Annotated in this window: 14 protein-coding genes; 5 read left to right on the forward strand and 9 right to left on the reverse strand. The window is 64.7% G+C overall.

The window, feature by feature from the left end; translation table 11 throughout:
* A complete protein-coding gene (panC, locus tag K0P03_RS11505; protein ID WP_130515347.1) occupies window positions 1-870 on the reverse strand; it encodes a pantoate--beta-alanine ligase in 870 nt (289 codons plus the stop codon).
* Between the two features lie 281 nt (window positions 871-1,151).
* Here panC and K0P03_RS11510 point away from each other — a divergent pair, with 281 nt between their 5' ends.
* From K0P03_RS11510 to K0P03_RS11525, 4 genes are all read left to right on the forward strand, one after another.
* A complete protein-coding gene (locus K0P03_RS11510) occupies window positions 1,152-3,095 on the forward strand; it encodes a DEAD/DEAH box helicase (protein WP_272789645.1) in 1,944 nt (647 codons plus the stop codon).
* 74 nt (window positions 3,096-3,169) lie between these two features.
* Window positions 3,170-4,012 (forward strand): TIGR02587 family membrane protein, encoded by an 843-nt coding sequence (locus K0P03_RS11515; protein WP_272789646.1) that lies wholly within the window; start codon window positions 3,170-3,172, stop codon window positions 4,010-4,012.
* Window positions 4,013-4,019: 7 nt separating this feature from the next.
* Window positions 4,020-4,430, forward strand: a complete 411-nt coding sequence (locus tag K0P03_RS11520; RefSeq protein ID WP_130515341.1) for a TIGR02588 family protein — start codon at window positions 4,020-4,022, stop codon at window positions 4,428-4,430.
* Between the two features lie 65 nt (window positions 4,431-4,495).
* Complete coding sequence (locus K0P03_RS11525; RefSeq protein ID WP_272789647.1) at window positions 4,496-5,455, forward strand: M23 family metallopeptidase; 960 nt, start codon at window positions 4,496-4,498, stop codon at window positions 5,453-5,455.
* Here K0P03_RS11525 and ligA read toward each other — a convergent pair.
* From ligA to K0P03_RS11565, 8 genes are all read right to left on the reverse strand, one after another.
* Window positions 5,442-7,604 carry an NAD-dependent DNA ligase LigA gene (gene ligA, locus K0P03_RS11530; RefSeq protein WP_272789648.1) on the reverse strand — a complete coding sequence of 721 codons (2,163 nt, stop codon included), beginning with the start codon at window positions 7,602-7,604 and terminating at the stop codon, window positions 5,442-5,444. The genes K0P03_RS11525 and ligA overlap by 14 nt on opposite strands.
* 82 nt (window positions 7,605-7,686) lie before the next feature.
* A complete protein-coding gene (gene recN, locus K0P03_RS11535) occupies window positions 7,687-9,357 on the reverse strand; it encodes a DNA repair protein RecN (RefSeq protein ID WP_272789649.1) in 1,671 nt (556 codons plus the stop codon).
* A 20-nt stretch (window positions 9,358-9,377) separates the two neighbouring features.
* Window positions 9,378-10,244, reverse strand: a complete 867-nt coding sequence (locus tag K0P03_RS11540) for an outer membrane protein assembly factor BamD (protein ID WP_023513535.1) — start codon at window positions 10,242-10,244, stop codon at window positions 9,378-9,380.
* A gap of 154 nt (window positions 10,245-10,398) precedes the next feature.
* Complete coding sequence (gene lpxC / locus K0P03_RS11545) at window positions 10,399-11,355, reverse strand: UDP-3-O-acyl-N-acetylglucosamine deacetylase (RefSeq protein WP_050744603.1); 957 nt, start codon at window positions 11,353-11,355, stop codon at window positions 10,399-10,401.
* A gap of 361 nt (window positions 11,356-11,716) precedes the next feature.
* Window positions 11,717-13,453, reverse strand: a complete 1,737-nt coding sequence (gene ftsZ, locus K0P03_RS11550; protein WP_272789650.1) for a cell division protein FtsZ — start codon at window positions 13,451-13,453, stop codon at window positions 11,717-11,719.
* A 97-nt stretch (window positions 13,454-13,550) separates the two neighbouring features.
* Window positions 13,551-14,882: a cell division protein FtsA gene (gene ftsA / locus K0P03_RS11555; protein ID WP_023515848.1), complete on the reverse strand. Its 1,332-nt coding sequence runs from the start codon at window positions 14,880-14,882 to the stop codon at window positions 13,551-13,553.
* Window positions 14,879-15,799, reverse strand: coding sequence for a cell division protein FtsQ/DivIB (locus K0P03_RS11560; protein ID WP_023515847.1), 921 nt, complete (start codon window positions 15,797-15,799; stop codon window positions 14,879-14,881). The genes ftsA and K0P03_RS11560 overlap by 4 nt, the downstream gene beginning before the upstream one ends.
* A complete protein-coding gene (locus tag K0P03_RS11565) occupies window positions 15,787-16,713 on the reverse strand; it encodes a D-alanine--D-alanine ligase (protein WP_024271548.1) in 927 nt (308 codons plus the stop codon). Before K0P03_RS11565 ends, K0P03_RS11560 begins: the two co-directional genes overlap by 13 nt.
* 436 nt (window positions 16,714-17,149) lie before the next feature.
* Between K0P03_RS11565 and K0P03_RS11570 the strand changes: the two genes are divergently transcribed.
* Window positions 17,150-18,454 carry an MFS transporter gene (locus tag K0P03_RS11570; RefSeq protein WP_050744538.1) on the forward strand — a complete coding sequence of 435 codons (1,305 nt, stop codon included), beginning with the start codon at window positions 17,150-17,152 and terminating at the stop codon, window positions 18,452-18,454.
* Window positions 18,455-18,459: the final 5 nt, after the last annotated feature.

The following is an 18,459-nucleotide window of genomic DNA, read 5'->3' on the forward strand; positions in this document are numbered from 1 at the left end:
TCACGCTACCTTTTTCATGTTTTTCGGGCCAAAAACCCGATTATCGAGGAGTTTCGTGCTCCCAAAGCGCACGAAAAGCAACAAAAGAACCGGTCGATCGCCGACCGTGTCGATCTCGGCAAGCGTCTGCGGATCGCGGATCGCGACCACTTCGGGCTTGGCGAGCGGCTCGCTGGCAAGGAAGGCGGTGACGCCCGCCTCCAGGCGCCTTGCATCCGTCTCGCCCGCCATGATCAGCCGCTCGGCTTCCTCCAGCGCGCGCGGTACGATGGCGGCAGCGGCGCGCTCCCCGGCCGAGAGGTAGACGTTGCGCGAGGAACAGGCGAGCCCGTCCGCCTCGCGCACCGTCGGCACGCCGATCACCTCGACCGGCTGTGCCAGGTCCTCGGCCATGCGGCGGATGATGGTGAGCTGCTGGAAGTCTTTCTCGCCGAAATAGGCGCGGTCCGGCTGGGCGATATTGAAGAGCTTGGTGACGACCGTCGCGACCCCCGCGAAATGCCCGGGGCGGACGGACCCTTCGAGTTCCGAGCCGAGCTTCGGCACATCAACGACAGTCTCCATCGGCCGCGGATACATGTCGGAAACGCCGGGTGCGAAGAGATAGTGCACGCCTTCGGCCTCCAGCATCGCCTGGTCGCGGGCAAGGTCGCGCGGATAGCGCGCAAGATCCTCGTTTGCTCCGAACTGCAGCGGATTGACGAAGATAGTGGCGACGACGATGTCGTTGTCGGCGCAGGCCCGCCGGGCAAGCTCCATATGGCCGACATGAAGGTAGCCCATGGTGGGCACGAGACCGATGGTGCGACCGTCCAGCCGGTGCGGCGCCAGCGCCGCGCGCAAATCCGCGATGGTTGTAAAGGTCTGCATCGACGGTTCCTCCTTGCTCTCACCCTCTCCCGCGGGCGATGCCGCCTGCACGATCTCTGCGGATCGGTTCCAGGAGGCGCCGTTTTCTATCTTGTGCAGCGCAAAAAGACAATCGGCAAACACCTTGGGCGGCGATAGGCCCCGCCGCTGGGCAGCATTGCATTTTGCGCACTGTACATTTCGCTCAATGCCCAGTAGAGAGCGCGTTGACACGCCCGTCGCATACGAGCGCAGAGTGCGACGCCAGATCGTCGCGGAACCCGAATTCCGAAAGACCCTACATGACGAGTTTTGAAAGCCTCGCTCCGGCGATGGCAAAGGCGTTGGAAAAACGCGGCTACACTACCTTGACGCCGGTGCAGATCGCCGTCTCCGACCCCAAGATCGGCGATTCCGATGCGCTGGTCTCCGCCCAGACCGGCTCCGGCAAGACCGTCGCCTTCGGCCTCGCGCTCGCCCCGACGCTGCTTGAGGGCGAAGAACGCTTCGCCCGCGCCGAGAGCCCGCTTGCCCTCGTCATCGCGCCGACGCGCGAGCTTGCCATGCAGGTCAAGCGCGAGCTGGAATGGCTCTACGAGATGACCGGTGCCGTCATTGCCTCCTGCGTCGGCGGCATGGACGTGCGCAACGAGCGGCGCGCGCTGGAGCGCGGCGCCCATATCATCGTCGGCACGCCGGGACGCCTGCGCGACCACATCACCCGCGGCAACCTCGATCTCTCCGCCATCCGCGCAGTCGTGCTCGACGAAGCCGACGAGATGCTTGACCTCGGTTTCCGCGAAGACCTCGAATTCATCCTCGAAGCCGCGCCGGAAGACCGCCGCACGCTGATGTTCTCGGCCACCGTGCCGAAGGAGATCGCCGCGCTCGCCAAGAACTACCAGCGCGACGCGCTCCGCATCTCGACCGCGTCCGAGCGGGAGCAGCATGTCGACATCGACTATCGCGCCCTGCTGGCCGTGCCCGCCGACCGCGAGAACGCCATCATCAACGTTCTGCGCTACTACGATGCACAGAACGCCATCGTCTTCTGTTCGACGCGCGCAGCGGTGAACCACCTGACGGCCCGCTTCAACAATCGCGGCTTCTCGGTCGTGGCACTCTCCGGCGAACTCAGCCAGAACGAGCGCACCCACGCGCTGCAGGCCATGCGCGATGGCCGCGCCCGCGTCTGCATCGCCACCGACGTCGCCGCCCGTGGCATCGACCTGCCCAATCTCGAGCTCGTCGTGCATGCCGACCTGCCGACCAACCCGGAAACGCTGCTGCACCGCTCGGGCCGCACCGGCCGTGCCGGCCGCAAGGGCGTCAGCGCGCTCATCGTGCCGCTCAGCGCCCGCCGCAAGGCCGAGCGCCTGCTGCAGGCCGCCAACCTCAAGGCGAACTGGGCGACCCCGCCGTCCGCCGAGGACATCCTGCGCCGCGACGACGAGCGTCTGCTCGCCGACCCCATGCTGACCGACACGATCGGAGAAGACGAGGTCGAGACGATCGACGCGCTCGCCGCACGCTTCGACGCCCGCCAGCTGGCCGCCGCCGTCGCCCGTTTCTTCAAGGCTGGCCGCTCGGCGCCGGAAGACCTGGTCGAGGTCTCGCTCGAACAGCGCAAGCCGCGCGAGCGCGGCAACGACTTCATTCCCGCCGAAACCAAGCGCCCGCGCGACGGTTTCGGGGCAAGCGTCTGGATCTCCGTGTCGGTCGGCCGCAAGCAGCGCGCCGAACCGCGCTGGCTGATCCCGATGCTCTGCCGCAACGGCAGCATCACCAAGAACGAGATCGGCGCGATCAAGATGCAGCCGGAAGAGACCTATATCGAGCTCTCCGCCGCTTCCGCCGACGGCTTCCTCGGCCATCTCGGCCCGGGCAGCATGCTGGAGCGCGGCATCCGCGTTACCGTGCTGGAAGGCCAGCCCGACCTGACGCCGCAGCCCTATACGCGTGCGCCCGGCGAGAAGACGCAGCGCTACGACAAGCCGGAACGCCGCGCCGACTGGAAGCCGAAGGGCGAATTCGAGAAGAAGCCGCGTTTCGAGAAGAAGCGCGATTTCGACAAGCCGGAAGGTGCCGCCGCCAAGCCGCACTGGAAGGACCGCGAAGACGGCGGCAAGAAGCCCGCCAAGCCCTTCGCCGGTGCCAAGCCCTTCAAGGGCAAGCGCGACGAAAAATTCGCCAAGCCCGACGGCGCGCCGCGTAAGCCGAAGGCCAAGAAGCCGGATCGCTTCTAAACAATGACACCTGACCGGCGCGGAACCATCCGGTCCGCGCCGCGTTACCCCCGCGCTTTTGCGAGGGGGTTTTCATGGCCAGAAACGACGCGCAGACGGCGGCGGACAAAGACGAACTCAACCGGTTCGTGACCGGCCTCGGCCGCGGTGTCGCCGGCGCCCTGTTCCTGGCGCTGCCCATGCTGATGACCATGGAAATGTGGCATCTCGGCTTCTCCATGGCGCGCGAGCGCCTGTTCCTGCTGCTCCTCCTCGACATTCCCCTGTTGATCTTGCTCGCCCATCGCATCGGTTTCGAGGAGACATTCGGCTGGCGCGAGGCAATCCGTGACGCGGCGATCGCCTACGGCATTGGCATCCTGACCAGCTTGGTGGTGCTGACGGCGCTCGGCCTGCTGCGTGGCGGCATGCCGGCGAGCGAACTTTCCGGCAAGGTCGCCCTGCAATCCGTCCCCGCCAGCATCGGCGCCATGCTCGGCCGCAGCCAGCTCGGCCATGACGACGATGACACCGGAACGAAGGAGACGAGTTATGCCGGCGAGCTGCTGCTGATGGCGGCCGGGGCCCTCTTTCTCTCGCTCAACATCGCGCCGACCGACGAGATGATGGTGCTCGCCTACAAGATGACCGTCTGGCATGCCCTTGCCGTCGCCCTCATCTCCATCGCCCTTATGCACGGCTTCGTCTATGCGGTGTCCTTCACCGGCGGGCACGAGCTTTCCCCGCAGACGCCCTGGTGGCACGCCTTCGTGCGCTTCACCCTGCCCGGCTATGTCATTGCGCTGGCGATCAGCATCTTCGCCCTGTGGATCTTCGAGCGCCTTGGCGGCAGTGCGCCGGTCGAGGTCGCATTGTCCGTCATCGTGCTCGGTTTTCCCGCAGCGCTTGGCGCCGCAGCCGCGCGATTGATCCTGTGAGGCAGCCATGACCCGATCCGAACGGGGCCGCCATCGCGAACGCCACGATCCTCACTGGATCGAATGGCTGACCGGCCTGGTCTCCGCCCTCCTCGTCGCCGGCATGCTCGGCTGGATCGGCTGGGAGGCTTTCACGCGGGAGGCGACGCCACCGGACCTTTCCGTCACGGTGCTGACGACGGAGAAGACCGGCGCCGGACAGCGCGTCACCTTCGACATCGCCAATTCCGGAACCACCACCGCGGCAGCCGTCACCGTCATCGGGCGGCTGATGGAAGGCGAAAAGATCGTCGAGGAGAACCACGTTGTCTTCGACTATGTCGCCGCAGAATCGAAGTCGACAGGCGCCATCCTGTTTGCGGGAGACCCGGCCGGGCGGCGGGTGGATATCCGTGCCGCCGGCTACACCGGTCCATAGCGGCCAACGGCTTGAAAAAGCGGAACCAAATACGCATCTGCGGATTGAACAAAAGACAAGTATCCGTGTCCGCATCGAAATGGGCATTCCAGACCCCGCAAGGCTTCACCATGGCATGGCCCATTCTCATCCTGCTGACCACCCAGGTCCTCCTCCCGGCCTTCTTCTTCTCCTGGCTCTTTCTGCCCCGCCCCATCGACCGGCTCGGCTGGCTGACACGCGTCACCTACGGGGCGGCCTACTTCGCCTTCGTCACCGTCATCGGGCGCTGGGATTTCCTCGGCTCCGCCCTTGCAATGCTCCTGCCGGCGGCGTTCGTCGTGGCCGCCGCCCTCTCCTATCTGCGCGTTCGCGGCCGGCCCTGGAATGCATCACCCTCGCTCTTGCGCGCGCATGGCTTCACCGCAGCCATGGCCGTGTTCTTCCTGGCGCTGACGGCACGGGCCCTTTCCGGCTACGGCTACAAGGAGACGGCCGTGGAGCTCGCCTTCCCGTTCGCCGCCGGCACCTACTATGTCGGCCAGGGCGGCGGCACGACCTCGATCAACTATCACCACGCCAGCCAGAGCCAGCGCTTCGCGCTCGACATCGTCGCGCTTAACGGTTTCGGCATGCGCGCGAACGGGCTGATGCCGAAGGACCTTGCGGACTACGAGATCTATGACCGGGAGGTGAAGAGCCCCTGCAACGGCGTCGCCATCGCCACCCACGACGGTGTCGATGACAACCGCATCTCCGAGAGCAATACCGAGGCGCCGGCGGGCAACCACATCATCCTCGCCTGCGGCTCGGCGCGCATCCTGCTTGCCCATTTCCGCAAGGGTTCGGTCGCCGTCGCCGATGGCGCGGTCGTCACGAAGGGCGAAACGCTCGGCCAGGTCGGCAATTCCGGCAATTCATCCGAGCCGCACCTGCACATGCATGCCTATCTCGGCGGCACGCGGGACTACAACGAAGGCCAGGGCGTGCCCATGACCTTCGACGGCCGCTTCCTCGTGCGCGGCTCGATCGTCACGGCGCCTTGATCCGCTCGAGCCAGCCGTCCTCGTCGATGACCTCGACGTTGAACTCCCGCGCCTTGTCGAGCTTGGAGCCGGCGCCCGGCCCAGCGACCACGAGATCCGTCTTCTTGGAGACAGAACCCGCCACCTTGGCGCCCAGCCGCTCAGCCATCGCCTTGGCCTCGTCGCGCGTCATCTTCTCCAGCGATCCCGTGAACACCACCGTCTTGCCGGCGACCGGGCTCGCGGTCGCCGCCACTGCTTCGGCGGCCTGCGGCTCCACCTCCTTGCGCAGGGCAGCGATGACCTGAAGGTTGCGCGGTTCCTTGTAGAACTCCACGAGAGCCCGGGCGACGACCTCGCCGATCCCGTCGATGCTGTTCAGTTCGGTCCACGCGTCGCCCGAAAACGACGACGCCGCGATCAGCGCCTCCTCGAAGGCCGCGTAGGTGCCGTAGGCGCGCGCCAGCAGCTTGGCATTGCCTTCCCCCACATGGCGGATACCGAGCGCGTAGATGAAACGGTTGAGCGCGATGGAGCGCCGCGCATCGATGGCATCATAGAGCTTGCGAACGCTCACCTTGCCGAAACCGTCAATATTCTCGAGTTTCGTCAGCTCGGATTCGTCCTGCCGCTTCCGGAGCGTGAAGATGTCAGGCGCGGTGCGGATGCTGAGACTATCGTCCTGCGCGGTGAAGAAGAAGTCGATCTGCTTGGTCCCGAGGCCTTCAATGTCGAAGGCGTTGCGCGAGACGAAATGCTTGAGATGCTCCACCGCCTGCGCGGGGCAGACGAACCCGCCCGTGCACCGTGTCACCGAATCGAGGCGGCCGGTCTTTTCGTTGCGTTCGCGGACGGCATGGCTGCGGCAGGACGGGCATTCCGTCGGAAATTCGTATGGTTGCGATTCCGGTTTGCGTTTCTCCAGCACGACGCCAAGCACCTGCGGAATGACATCGCCCGCGCGCTGCACGATAACGGTGTCGCCGATGCGAATGTCATGGCCCTCCGGCCGGATGCGGTCACCGCTGTTGCCGATGCCCGCGATGTAGTCGGCATTGTGCAAGGTTGCATTGGTGACGACCACGCCGCCAACGGTAACGGGTGCAAGGCGGGCGACGGGCGTCAGCGCCCCGGTCCGACCCACCTGGATGTCGATATCCTCGACGGTGGTGAAGGCTTGCTCGGCCGGGAACTTGTGCGCCGTCGCCCAGCGCGGCGAGCGGGAGCGGAAACCGAGGCGTTCCTGCAATGCCAGTTCGTCCACCTTGTAGACGACGCCGTCGATGTCATAGTCGAGATCCGGGCGGTCGAGGCCGATCTCGCGGTAATGCGCGATGATGTCATCGACGCGGGAAAGCCGCTTGGTCATCGGATTGACCGGGAAGCCCCAGGCCTTCAGCACCTCGATCATGCCATATTGCGTATCGGCCGGCATGGCCGACATCTCGCCCCAGGCATAGGCGAAGAAACGCAGCTTTCGGCTCGCCGTCACCGTCGCGTCGAGCTGGCGCAGCGAGCCCGCCGCCGTGTTGCGCGGGTTGACATAGGTCTGCTTGCCCTCCGCCGCCATCTTCTCATTGAGCGCCAGAAAGTCGCTCTTGGCCATATAGACCTCGCCGCGCACCTCAACGACATCAGGCGCACCGGCCGGCAGGCGGTTCGGGATCTCGCCGATGGTCATGACATTGGCGGTGACGTTCTCGCCCGTCGTGCCGTCGCCGCGCGTCGCCGCGCTGACCAGCCGGCCGTTCTCGTAGCGGATCGACATCGAAAGGCCGTCGATCTTCGGCTCGGCGGTAAACGCGATCGAATCGTCCGGCAGGCGGCCAAGGAAGCGGTAGACGGAGGCGACGAAGTCCCGGACGTCCTCGTCGGAGAACGTATTGTCGAGCGAGAGCATCGGGCGCGAATGGGTGATCGGCGCGAAGGTCGGCAGTGGAGCCGAGCCGATGCGGCGCGACGGGCTGTCGTCGCGCACCAGCGCCGGAAACCGCGCCTCGATCGCCTCGTTGCGCCGCTTCAGGGCGTCATAGTCGGCATCCGAAATTTCCGGCGCGTCCTGACCGTGGTACAGGTCGTCGTTGCGCGCAATTTCGGCCGCCAGAAAGGCGAGTTCTGCCGCAGCCTCTTCTTCATTGAGATTCTCGACGGGGGTTTTCACATTCGCCATGGCCTGCTCCGGGATTCTGCCACCGTTCTAGAGGAAATGAGGTGAAAGAAAAGATGGCAGCGCGATGAGGGGCCGTCGCCGGCTATATCCCACCCGAAAGCAACCGCGCCGCCGCCGCCCTCGCCTCGTCGGTCACCGAAGCGCCGGCGAGCATGCGGGCGATTTCTTCCGTGCGCGCGCCATCGTCCATGCGGGCGACGCGGGTGGCGACGGTCTCGCTGCCTTCGACTGGTCCCTTGGAGATGAGAAGGTGCGTCGCCGCACGGGCCGCGACCTGCGGGGCGTGGGTGACGGAGAGCACCTGCACGGTGGAGGACAGCCGCTTCAGCCGCTGGCCGATGGCATCGGCCACCGCACCGCCGACGCCGGTATCGATTTCGTCGAAGACGAGGGTCGGCGCAGAGCCGCGGTCGGCGAGCGCCACCTTCAGCGCCAGCAGGAAACGCGAGAGTTCGCCGCCGGAGGCGACCTTCATGATCGGACCGGGACGCGTTCCGGGATTGGTCTGGACGTGGAATTCGACCGTGTCGATCCCCTCTTCCGCGCCACCCTCCAGGTCGGTGGTGATCTCGACGGTGAAGCGCGCGCGCTCCAGCTTCAGCGCCGGCAGCTCCGCCATGACGGCGGCGGCAAGCGCGTCCGCCGCATGGTGGCGCTTGTCGGAGAGCGAACGGGCGGCCTGGTCGAATGCGGCACGCGTCTCGGCAAGATGCGCCTGAAGCCGCACCAGCTTCTCCTCGCCGGCATCGAGATCGGCAAGATCGGCGATCATCTTGGCGGCAAGGGCCGGAAGGCCGGTGACGGGCACGGAGTATTTGCGGGCAGCCGCGCGCAGGGCGAAGAGGCGCTCTTCCGTGCGCTCCAGCTCCTTCGGATCGTATTCGGTCTTGCGCAGCGCCACCTCGACGGCCATCTGTGCGTCGGAAAGCTGGTTCAATGCCTGATCGAGCAGCTCGACCGTCTCCTCCAGCAGGCCCGGCGCCTCGTGGCTCTTGCGCTCAAGACGGCGCACAAGCGCGGCGATGAGGGGCACGGGCGAGGCATTGCCATTCAGGAATTCGCTCGCCTCGTTGATGTCACCGGCGATACGCTCGGCCTTCATCATGCGGGCGCGGACTTCCGCCAGCGCATCCTCCTCGCCATCCCGCGGCGAGAGGACTTCCAGCTCCTCGACGGAGGAACGCAGGTAATCGGCCTCGCGGGCAGCCGCTTCCACCTTGTCACGGTGACGGCGCAGCGTGCGTTCGGCTTCCTTCCACTGGTGATAGAGCGTGCCGACATCGCCTGCCGCCTCGCCGAGACCGCCGAAGGCATCGAGCAGCAGACGGTGCGCATCGGTATCGACAAGCGCACGATCGTCATGCTGGCCATGAATTTCGACGAGGCGCTGGCCGACCTGCCGCATCAGCTGCACGGAGACCGGCTGATCGTTGACGAAGGCCTTGGTGCGCCCGTCGGCGGATTGCTGGCGCCGGAAGATGAGGTCGCCATCGTCGTCGATGCCATTGTCGCGCAGGAGCGTCCGGGCGGCGTGACCATGCGGCACGTCGAAGACCGCCGTCACCTGACCGCGATCCACGCCATGGCGCACCAGCGAGCCGTCACCCCGCCCGCCGAGCGCGAGCGACAGACTGTCGAGAAGAATGGATTTTCCGGCGCCCGTCTCGCCCGTCAGCACGGAAAGGCCCGGCTCGAAAGCAAGGTCGAGCCTTTCGATCAGGACGATATCGCGGATCGAAAGCTGCGCCAGCATGGCCCTGCCATATCTCTTGCTTAGACGCCGAGCAGCTTCTTGCCTGCACGAGAAATCCAGGACCCGCTGTTTTCACGCGGTTCGAGGCCCTTCGACTGCAGGAGCTTGTAGCTGTCGGAATACCACTGGCTGTCGGGATAGTTATGGCCGAGCACCGCCGCCGCCGTCTGCGCTTCCGTATCCACGCCCATGGCGTAATAGGTCTCGACGAGACGGGCGAGCGCTTCCTCGATCTGGTTGGTCATCGGATACTTTTCGACGACGACGCGGAAGCGGCTGGCTGCCGCGATATATTCCTTGCGCTCGAGATAGTAGCGGCCGACCTGCATTTCCTTGCCGGCGAGCTGGTCACGGGCAAACCGCATCTTGGTCTGCGCGTCCTCGACATATTCCGAATCGGGGTAGTTCTCGACAACGGCCTGCATGGCTTCCAGCGTCTGCGCGGAGGCGCGCTGGTCCTGCGTCACGCTCGGGATCTGCTTCCAATAGGCAAGGCCGACGATGTACTGCGCATAGGCCGCGTCTTCCGAACCCGGATAGAGGTTGAGATAGCGCTTGCCGGCGGTGATCGCTTCCTCGTTGCGGCCCTGGCGGTAATTGGTGAAGGCCGACATGACGAGCGCCTTGCGCGCTTCCTCGGAGAAGGGATGCTGGCGATCGACGGCCTCGAACTTGCGGCTCGCCTCTCCCACCTTGCCGGCGTTCAGGTTGGCAAGGCCCTGGTTGTAGAGCTTGTCGGCAGGCTCAGTCTCGCCGGCCAGCTTGGTGATGTCGATATCGGGATCCGACTGGCACGCGGAAAGAACGACAGGCGAAGCCGCCGCAAAAAGCGTAAGATAGACAATGCGCGCCGTCTTCTTCACACCAACAGACCCTGCAACAACCATGTGACAATCCCAGTTCAACGGACGCGATGCGGTAACCCGCCCCGCGCGCCCCGCGTTGTATCTCCAAATACGTGAAGACCGCAACGCCATGCCGATGCATTAACGCATTTTTGTGGCAAGGCTGTCTGGAAAGCAGCGGCCGGAAAAATTCCCTTCAAAGGGACCAGGGCGCAAATTCCGGCGCGTTGACCGCGATCAGCTCGCGCTGCCCCGGCCGCGAGCGCGGCGCGGCGGCTTCGACGACCTCATAGGCCGTACGGTCGCTGAGCAGCGCCTTCAGGGCATGGGCGTTCATCTTGTGGCCGCCGCGATAGGAGCGGTAGCAGCCGATGAACTGTGCACCGGCAAGCGCAAGGTCACCCACGGCGTCGAGCGTCTTGTGGCGCACGAACTCGTCCTTGGCGTACCGCAGGCCCTCGACATTGATCACGGTGTTGTCATCGGAAATGACGACGGAATTTTCCAGCGACGAGCCGAGCGCAAAGCCGGCGGCCCAGAGCTTTTCCACGTCGCGCATGAAACCGAAGGTGCGGGCGCGCGACAGTTCGTTGCGGAACGCTGTCGGCGTAAGGTCGCCCTTCCAGGACTGGCGGCCGATCAACGGGCAGTCGAAATCGATCTCGACTTCGAATCGCGTACCGTCATAGGGCGAGAACTCGGCCCAGGACGCGCCTGCCTCGACACGCACCGGCTTGACGATGCGGATATAGCGGCGCTTGACGGCGAGCGGGATGAGGCCGACCTGGTCGATCGCGTCGATGAACGGCGCAGAACTGCCGTCCATGATCGGCATTTCGGCGCCGGTGACTTCGATCAGCACGTTGTCGAGGCCAAGCGCGTACAGCGCAGCCATGACGTGCTCCACGGTGGCGATCATGGTGGCCGGCGAAAAACCGAGGACCGTGCAGAGGTCCGTGTTGCCGACCTGTGCGGAGACCGCGCGGTATTCGCTGACGGTGCCGTCGTCGTGCAGGCGCTGAAAGACGATGCCGCTGTCGGCTTCGGCAGGATTGAAGGTGATCGAAACGGCCGCGCCGGAATGGACGCCCGTGCCCGAAATGGTCACCGGGTTCGCAATCGTCGTCTGGAAACCGAGCATACCGATCGTCATGTGCATTCGCCTCGTCTTACTGTCGGCTCATTCCTCGCCGACATTCTGTCTTTCATGGGCTCGCGGGAGCCCCGGTCTTTCATTGGCCCAAGGAAACCCTTGGCCGGGCGCGCTGCGCCCACCGACAAGTCCGCCTCGACGTCTGGAGTGATTTGATGCTCTCCGGCGCGATGCCGGCATCCGATCCCTGACTGGCCCCTGTGCCTAGCCTGAATGTAGTAGGTCCCTCAGGGCTACACAAATCACTGTTTCTTTCGCTTTGTAACGCTTTATCTCGGCGGCAAGCTCTTGAAATCAGAGGCGAATCAAAAATGCCCGGACCAGGGTCCGGGCATTCTGAAAAACGATCTCCGGGAAGACCTCAGTTCGACTGGCGGCGCAGGAAGGCCGGAATTTCGAGCTGGTCGTCCTCACCAAGCGAACGCGGCTGCGGATTGGCGCGGCCATGATCGTCGAGGTGGCCGCGGCGCGGAGCATAGAGGCTGGCTTCAGCCGACAGCGGGCGGCGCTGCTGCTGGGCCTGCGGTGCCGGCTCCTGGGCGACCTGCGGCTCCTCGTGACGGCCGAGCGAGGACGTCAGGCGCTTCAGGAGACCCATCGGGCCGCGCTCTTCGCTGTGCGAGGCGACCGGCTGCTGGGCAGCGCGATGGTCGATCTCGGCCTGCACGACCGGCGGGAAGTCCTCGATCTTCGGCATGCGCATCGTCTGCGGCTCCTGCCGGATGATCGGAGCGGACGGTTCGACGCGCTGCTGCATGACCGGAGCCTGGTGCATCGGCTGCTGCTGGACCGGACGCTGCGCCGGCATTTCTGCCGGAGCGGCGAAGAGACGGTTCTGCAGGCGCGGCTCTTCCTGGGTGGAAGCGACCGGCTGCTGCACCGGAGCCGGACGGTTCACCGGAATGGCCAGTTCCCGCTCGAGGCTCTCTTCCGAGGCGCGGATGGCTTCGGCGATCGGATCGACGAGCGGCTGCTGGGCAACCGGCTGCTGCATGACGGGCTGCTGCATGACCGGCTGCGGCTGGGGCGCGACGGCCTGGAACTGCGGCTGGACCGGAACGGCGGCGGAGGGACGAACTACCGGCTTGCTGAGGCTGCGAAAGTCAGCATTACGTGCAGCCACCTCCGAGGCCGCGCGGTCGATACCGGTTGCAACAACGGAAACGCGGATCAGGCCTTCGAGCTCTTCATCGAAGGTAGCGCCGAGTATGATGTTTGCGTCCGGATCGACTTCCTCGCGGATGCGGGTTGCGGCTTCGTCGACTTCGAAGAGGGTGAGGTCACGGCCACCCGTGATGGAGATGAGCAGGCCCTGTGCGCCCTTCATCGAGGTTTCGTCGAGCAGCGGATTGGCGATCGCGGCTTCGGCAGCGGCCATTGCGCGGCCTTCGCCCGAAGCTTCGCCCGTGCCCATCATGGCGCGACCCATCTCGCGCATCACCGAGCGGACGTCGGCGAAGTCGAGGTTGATGAGGCCTTCCTTGACCATCAGGTCGGTGATGCAGGCGACGCCCGAATAGAGCACCTGGTCGGCCATCGCGAAGGCGTCGGCGAAGGTGGTCTTGTCGTTGGCGATGCGGAAGAGGTTCTGGTTCGGGATGACGATCAGGGTGTCGACCGACTTCTGCAGTTCCTGGATGCCTTCTTCGGCAAGGCGCATACGGCGGCCGCCTTCGAAGTGGAACGGCTTGGTGACGACGCCGACCGTCAGGATGCCCTTGTTGCGGGCGGCCTGCGCGACGACCGGAGCCGCACCCGTGCCCGTGCCGCCGCCCATGCCGGCGGTGACGAAGCACATGTGGGTGCCGTTGAGGTGGTCGATGATCTCATCGATGCACTCTTCGGCGGCAGCGCGGCCGACTTCCGGCTGCGAGCCGGCGCCAAGACCTTCGGTGACGGCGACACCCATCTGGATGATCCGCGTCGCCTTGGTCATGGTCAGCGCCTGGGCGTCGGTGTTGGCGACGACGAAGTCGACGCCTTCCAGGCCCGCGGTGATCATGTTGTTGACAGCATTGCCACCGCCCCCGCCGACACCGAAGACGGTGATGCGGGGCTTCAGCTCGGTGATGTCCGGCTTCTGGAGCTTGATAGTCATTGCAGTGTTCCTTTCGTTTCCGGCCGCTTCGCCCAGCCGGTCTATTCCCAAAACTCAAATCTCGGTCTTTCCCGGCACTACGCCGCCGGAAAACCCGTCAGAAACTTTCCTTCAGCCACTGGCCCATGCGGGCAATGCGGCCGTTGCCACCCGTGAGCTGCGAGAGCATGCCGCCCTGCACAGCGTGTTCTTCCAGTTCCGCGACCTGCGGATAGATCATCAGGCCGACCGCTGTCGAAAAGGCCGGGCCCTTCGCCGCCGTCGGCAGGCCGGACACGCCGAGCGGGCGGCCGATGCGGACATTGCGGGCGAGGATGCGGCGCGCGACTTCCGGCAGGCCGGTGAGCTGGCTCCCGCCGCCCGTCAGCACGATTCGCTTTCCAACGATCGGCGAAAAGCCGGAGCGCTGGATGCGGTCGCGGATGAGTTCGATGGTCTCTTCGATGCGGGCACGCACGATGCGCGAGAGCAGCGCACGCGGCACATGGGTCGGCTGGTCGCGGTCATCCTCGCCGATCGGCGGGACGGTGACGATGTCGCGCTCGTCGGCCGCGTTCGGCAGCGCCGAACCGTGCACGACCTTCAGGCGTTCGGCATCCTCGATGCGGGTCGAAAGACCGCGCGCAAGGTCCGTCGTGACGTGGTGGCCGCCGAGCGAGACGGCGTCGGAATGCACCAGCTTGCCTTCGGCGAAGACGGAGATCGTCGTCGTGCCGCCGCCCATGTCGATGCAGGCGCAGCCGAGTTCGACCTCATCGTCGACGAGCGCGGAAAGGCCGCTGGCATAGGGCGTCGCGACCATGCCCTCGACGGAGAGGTGGGCGCGGTTGATGCACAGTTCGAGGTTCTTCAGCGCGGCGCGCTCCGCCGTCAGCACATGCATGTCGACGCCGAGCACGTCGCCGAACATGGAGAGCGGATCGCGGATGCCGCGCTCGCCGTCGAGCGAGAAGCCCGTCGGCAGCGAGTGGAGGATGGCGCGGTCCTGGCGCAGCGACTGCTGGCCGGCAACGGCAAGCACCTTGCGCAGGTCGTTCGCGTCGACTTCCTGGCCGCCGAGATCGATGGTCGCGGTGTAGACGTCGCTTTGCAGGCGGCCGGCCGAAACGTTGACGATCAGGCTTTCGATGGTCAGGCCGGCCATGCGCTCGGCCGCATCGACGGCAAGGCGTACGACGCTTTCGGCCGCGTCGAGATCGGTGATGACGCCGTTCTTCACGCCGCGGGATTTCTGGTGGCCGATGCCAATGACTTCGACATTGTGCGTTCGGCCGGGCAGGATCTCGCTCTCGGCGCGCGGCGTCAGCCGGCCGATCATGCAGACGACCTTGGTGGAGCCGATATCGAGGACCGAAACGACATGCGCCCGCTTGGAGGAAAGCGGCTTCAAGCGCGGCAGGCCAAAATGGGACGAACCGAAAATGCTCATGTGCGCTTCGCTGCCTTCTTCAGGTCCTTCGTTCTCTGCTCGACCGCCGCATTGCGGCGTTCGAGCGCCCCTTCCGTCAAACGAACCGTCGTGCGGTCTTCCAACCGAAGATCAACGGCCGCGATGTCCCGTTCCAGAATGCCCTGCTCCGCTTCAAGCGTTGCCAGCGTATCCATGGCGCGCGGCACGTTGTGCTCCGGCAGCTTGACGACGATGCCGTTGTCGAGCCTCAGGTCCCAGCGCCGGCCGGCGACCCGGATGTAAGCCTTCACGCGCGCCTTGATTTCCGGCCAGTTGTCGAACTCGTCGGCAAAGCCGGCGGCAGCGGTTTCGGCGTCGCGGCCGACGAACAGCGGCAGCGTCGAAAACTTGTTGTCGCGCAGCGGCGCAATCACGCTGCCGTTCTTCTCGATCAGCGAAAGATCGCTGCCGTGCTGCCAGATGCCGAACGCTTCGCGCTCTTTCAGTGCGATCTCGATCGTGCCCGGATAGATCTTGCGAACCGAGACATCCTCGACCCACGGCAGTTCGGTGAGCTGCTTGCGGGCTTCGTTGACGTCGAGCGCGACCAGCGAGGTCGTGCCATCGAGGCCAAGGCGTTCGAGAATGTCGATTTCCGAAGTCTCGCGGTTGCCGGAAACCTTGACGTCCTCGATGGCAAAGCCGATCGCCGTCGTCGAGGCCTGGGCGACATCCTGCGAATGACCGCCGAGCGACATGCCGTAGAGGCCCGTCGCGCCGATGAAAAGCACGGTCGCGATGCTGCCGGTATGGCGCGGAATGTGGATACGACCGGCCGCAAGGCTGACCAGGAACCGGACGATCCGGCGCAGCGGGCGCGGCAGCACACGACCGGCTTCCGTTTCCGGAGGCCCGACGGGGCGTACCCTGCTCCTTTTGACGCTCAACGCAAACACGACGCGTCCTCCACCATCCACCGCAAGAATTCACCAAAGGAATGGCCGGCATGAACAGCCATTTCGGGCACCAGGGAGGTGGGGGTCATGCCGGGCTGGGTGTTGATTTCCAGCCAGACAAGCTCGCCATTCTCGGAGAATCGGTCGTCGTAACGGAAGTCGGAACGGCTGACGCCACGGCACCCGATCGCTTGATGCGCCTTGAGGGAGAGTGTTTGTACTTTTTGGTAAATATTCGGTGAAATTTGTGCCGGGATGACGTGTTTCGAACCGCCTTTTACGTATTTGGAATCATAGTCGTAGAAGGCGTGGCCCTGGGGCACCACTTCCGTGACACCAAGCGCCACGTCTCCCATAACGCCGCAGGTCAGTTCGCGGCCGTAGATGTAGCGCTCGACCATGACGCTGTCGCCATAGCGCCATTCGGACGAGGTAATGATCTGCGGGGGATGAGACTGGTCTTCCTTGACCATGACGACGCCGAAGGAGGACCCCTCGCGCACGGGCTTCACCACATAGGGCGGCTTCATCGGATGCGAGGAGGTGAAATCGAAGCGGTTCATCAACCGCTGCTCGGCGATCGGAATGCCCGCCGCCTTGGCGACGATCTTTGCCTGCGCCTTGTCCATGGCGAGCGCCGAGGCGAGCACGCCGGAATGGGTATAGGGGATCTCGAGATATTCGAGCACGCCCTGGATGGTGCCGTCCTCGCCGAAGGGGCCATGCAGCGCATTGAAGGCGACATCGGGCTTCAGTTCGGCAAGCACGCTTGCAACATCGTGACCGACATCGACACGCGTGACCTTGTAGCCCTCGGCCTCAAGCGCGTCGGCGCAGGCGTTGCCCGACGAAAGGCTCACCGGCCGTTCCGACGAAAAACCACCCATCAGCATCGCGACATGCTTTACGCTCATAGAACCCCCAACTGAATTCCGCACACTGCCTCTCGTCCCTTGCGCGGACCTGATTTGCCTCTGCGATCCGACTCGGCGAGCGAGTTGGGACCACTAGAGCGCCATTAAGGTTAATGAAGCGTTTACTTTCGTTAACCGCGGCCGCCCGGAGGCGAATTTTCCTGTCCCGAATCAAGTCACGCTTCGATTCTCTCTCTGGAATCAGAGAGTTGTGACGGACGCAAGAAAAAGAAAAATTTAGCTCTTCCTAAAGCGACACCGAACGGCCGCTGCCTGCCCGCAAAGGCTTGGTAAATGCGGGATCGCCCGAAAGCGTACGAAAAGTACGATTTTTTACCGTTCAGCGTACTTTTATTGTTTCACCGACCGATCGGTTGACGTAATAGAACGGCGCTGCCTCCCAAGACAGCCTCAAAACCAAGAAAAGGCACCCACGATGAGTGATACGCTCGCTTCCGGGTCGCCGACCGCAACGCATTCCAACCGCGCCGGGCTCAACTCCCCGGCGCGCGTTCTCTTTGCAAGCCTGGTCGGAACGACCATCGAATTCTTCGATTTCTACGTCTACGCCACCGCCGCCGTGCTGGTCTTCCCGACGCTGTTCTTCCCGAACAGCGATCCGACGACTGCCCTGCTCGCGTCCTTCGCAACCTTCTCGATCGCCTTTTTCGCCCGTCCGCTCGGTGCGGTCGTCTTCGGGCACTATGGCGACCGCGTCGGCCGCAAGACGACGCTGGTGGCGGCGCTCCTGACCATGGGCGTCTCCACCGTGATCATCGGCCTCCTGCCCTCCTACGAGACGATCGGCGTGCTCGCGCCGCTGCTTCTGGCGCTCTGCCGCTTCGGCCAGGGCTTCGGGCTTGGCGGCGAATGGGGTGGCGCGGTGCTGCTCGCCACCGAAAACGCTCCTCCGGGCAAGCGCAGCTGGTACGGCATGTTCCCGCAGCTCGGCGCCCCCGTCGGCCTTTTCCTCTCCTCCGGTGTCTTCTGGCTTCTGCTGCATGTCATGTCGCAGGAATCGCTGCTCGCCTGGGGCTGGCGCATCCCCTTCGTCGCCTCGATCATCCTGATCGCCGTCGGCCTGTGGGTTCGCCTGTCGATCACCGAGACGCCCGCCTTCCAGAAAGCCATCGACAAGCAGGAGCGCGTGGAAGTCCCGGTCGTGGAGCTCTTCCGCAACCACAAGCGCAGCCTCGTGCTCGGCACCTTCGTGGCGCTCGCCACCTTTGTGCTGTTCTATATCGGCTCGGCCTATCTGCTGTCCTACAACGTCAAGATACTGAAGCTGCCCTTCGTCGAAGCGCTGGAAGTCCAGCTCCTCGGCTCGGTGCTGTTCGGCCTCTTCATTCCTTTGGCCGGGAAGCTTGCCGAAAGGTTCGGCCGCCGGGAGGTGCTGATTCTCACGACCGTGCTGATCGGCGCCTTCTCGTTCCTCCTGCCGGGCCTGATGACGGGCGGCGAGAGCGGCATCTTCGTCTTCGTCATCCTCGCCATGGCGCTGATGGGCATGACCTATGGTCTGATCGGCACGGCGCTCGCCGCGCCCTTCCCGACGAAGGTGCGATATACGGGCTCGTCGATCACCTTCAACTTCGCCGGCATCTTCGGCGCGTCGCTTGCGCCCTATATCGCGACGTGGCTCCAGGCGAACTACGGCATGACCTATGTCGGATACTATCTCGGCCTGTCAGCCGTCATCACGCTCGTCTGCATCCTGCTCTCGGGCAAGGAAGAAGTCTGAGCCCT

Origin of the sequence: Shinella sp. HY16 (genome assembly GCF_028534175.1) — a bacterium.
In the GTDB taxonomy this organism is placed as follows: domain Bacteria; phylum Pseudomonadota; class Alphaproteobacteria; order Rhizobiales; family Rhizobiaceae; genus Shinella.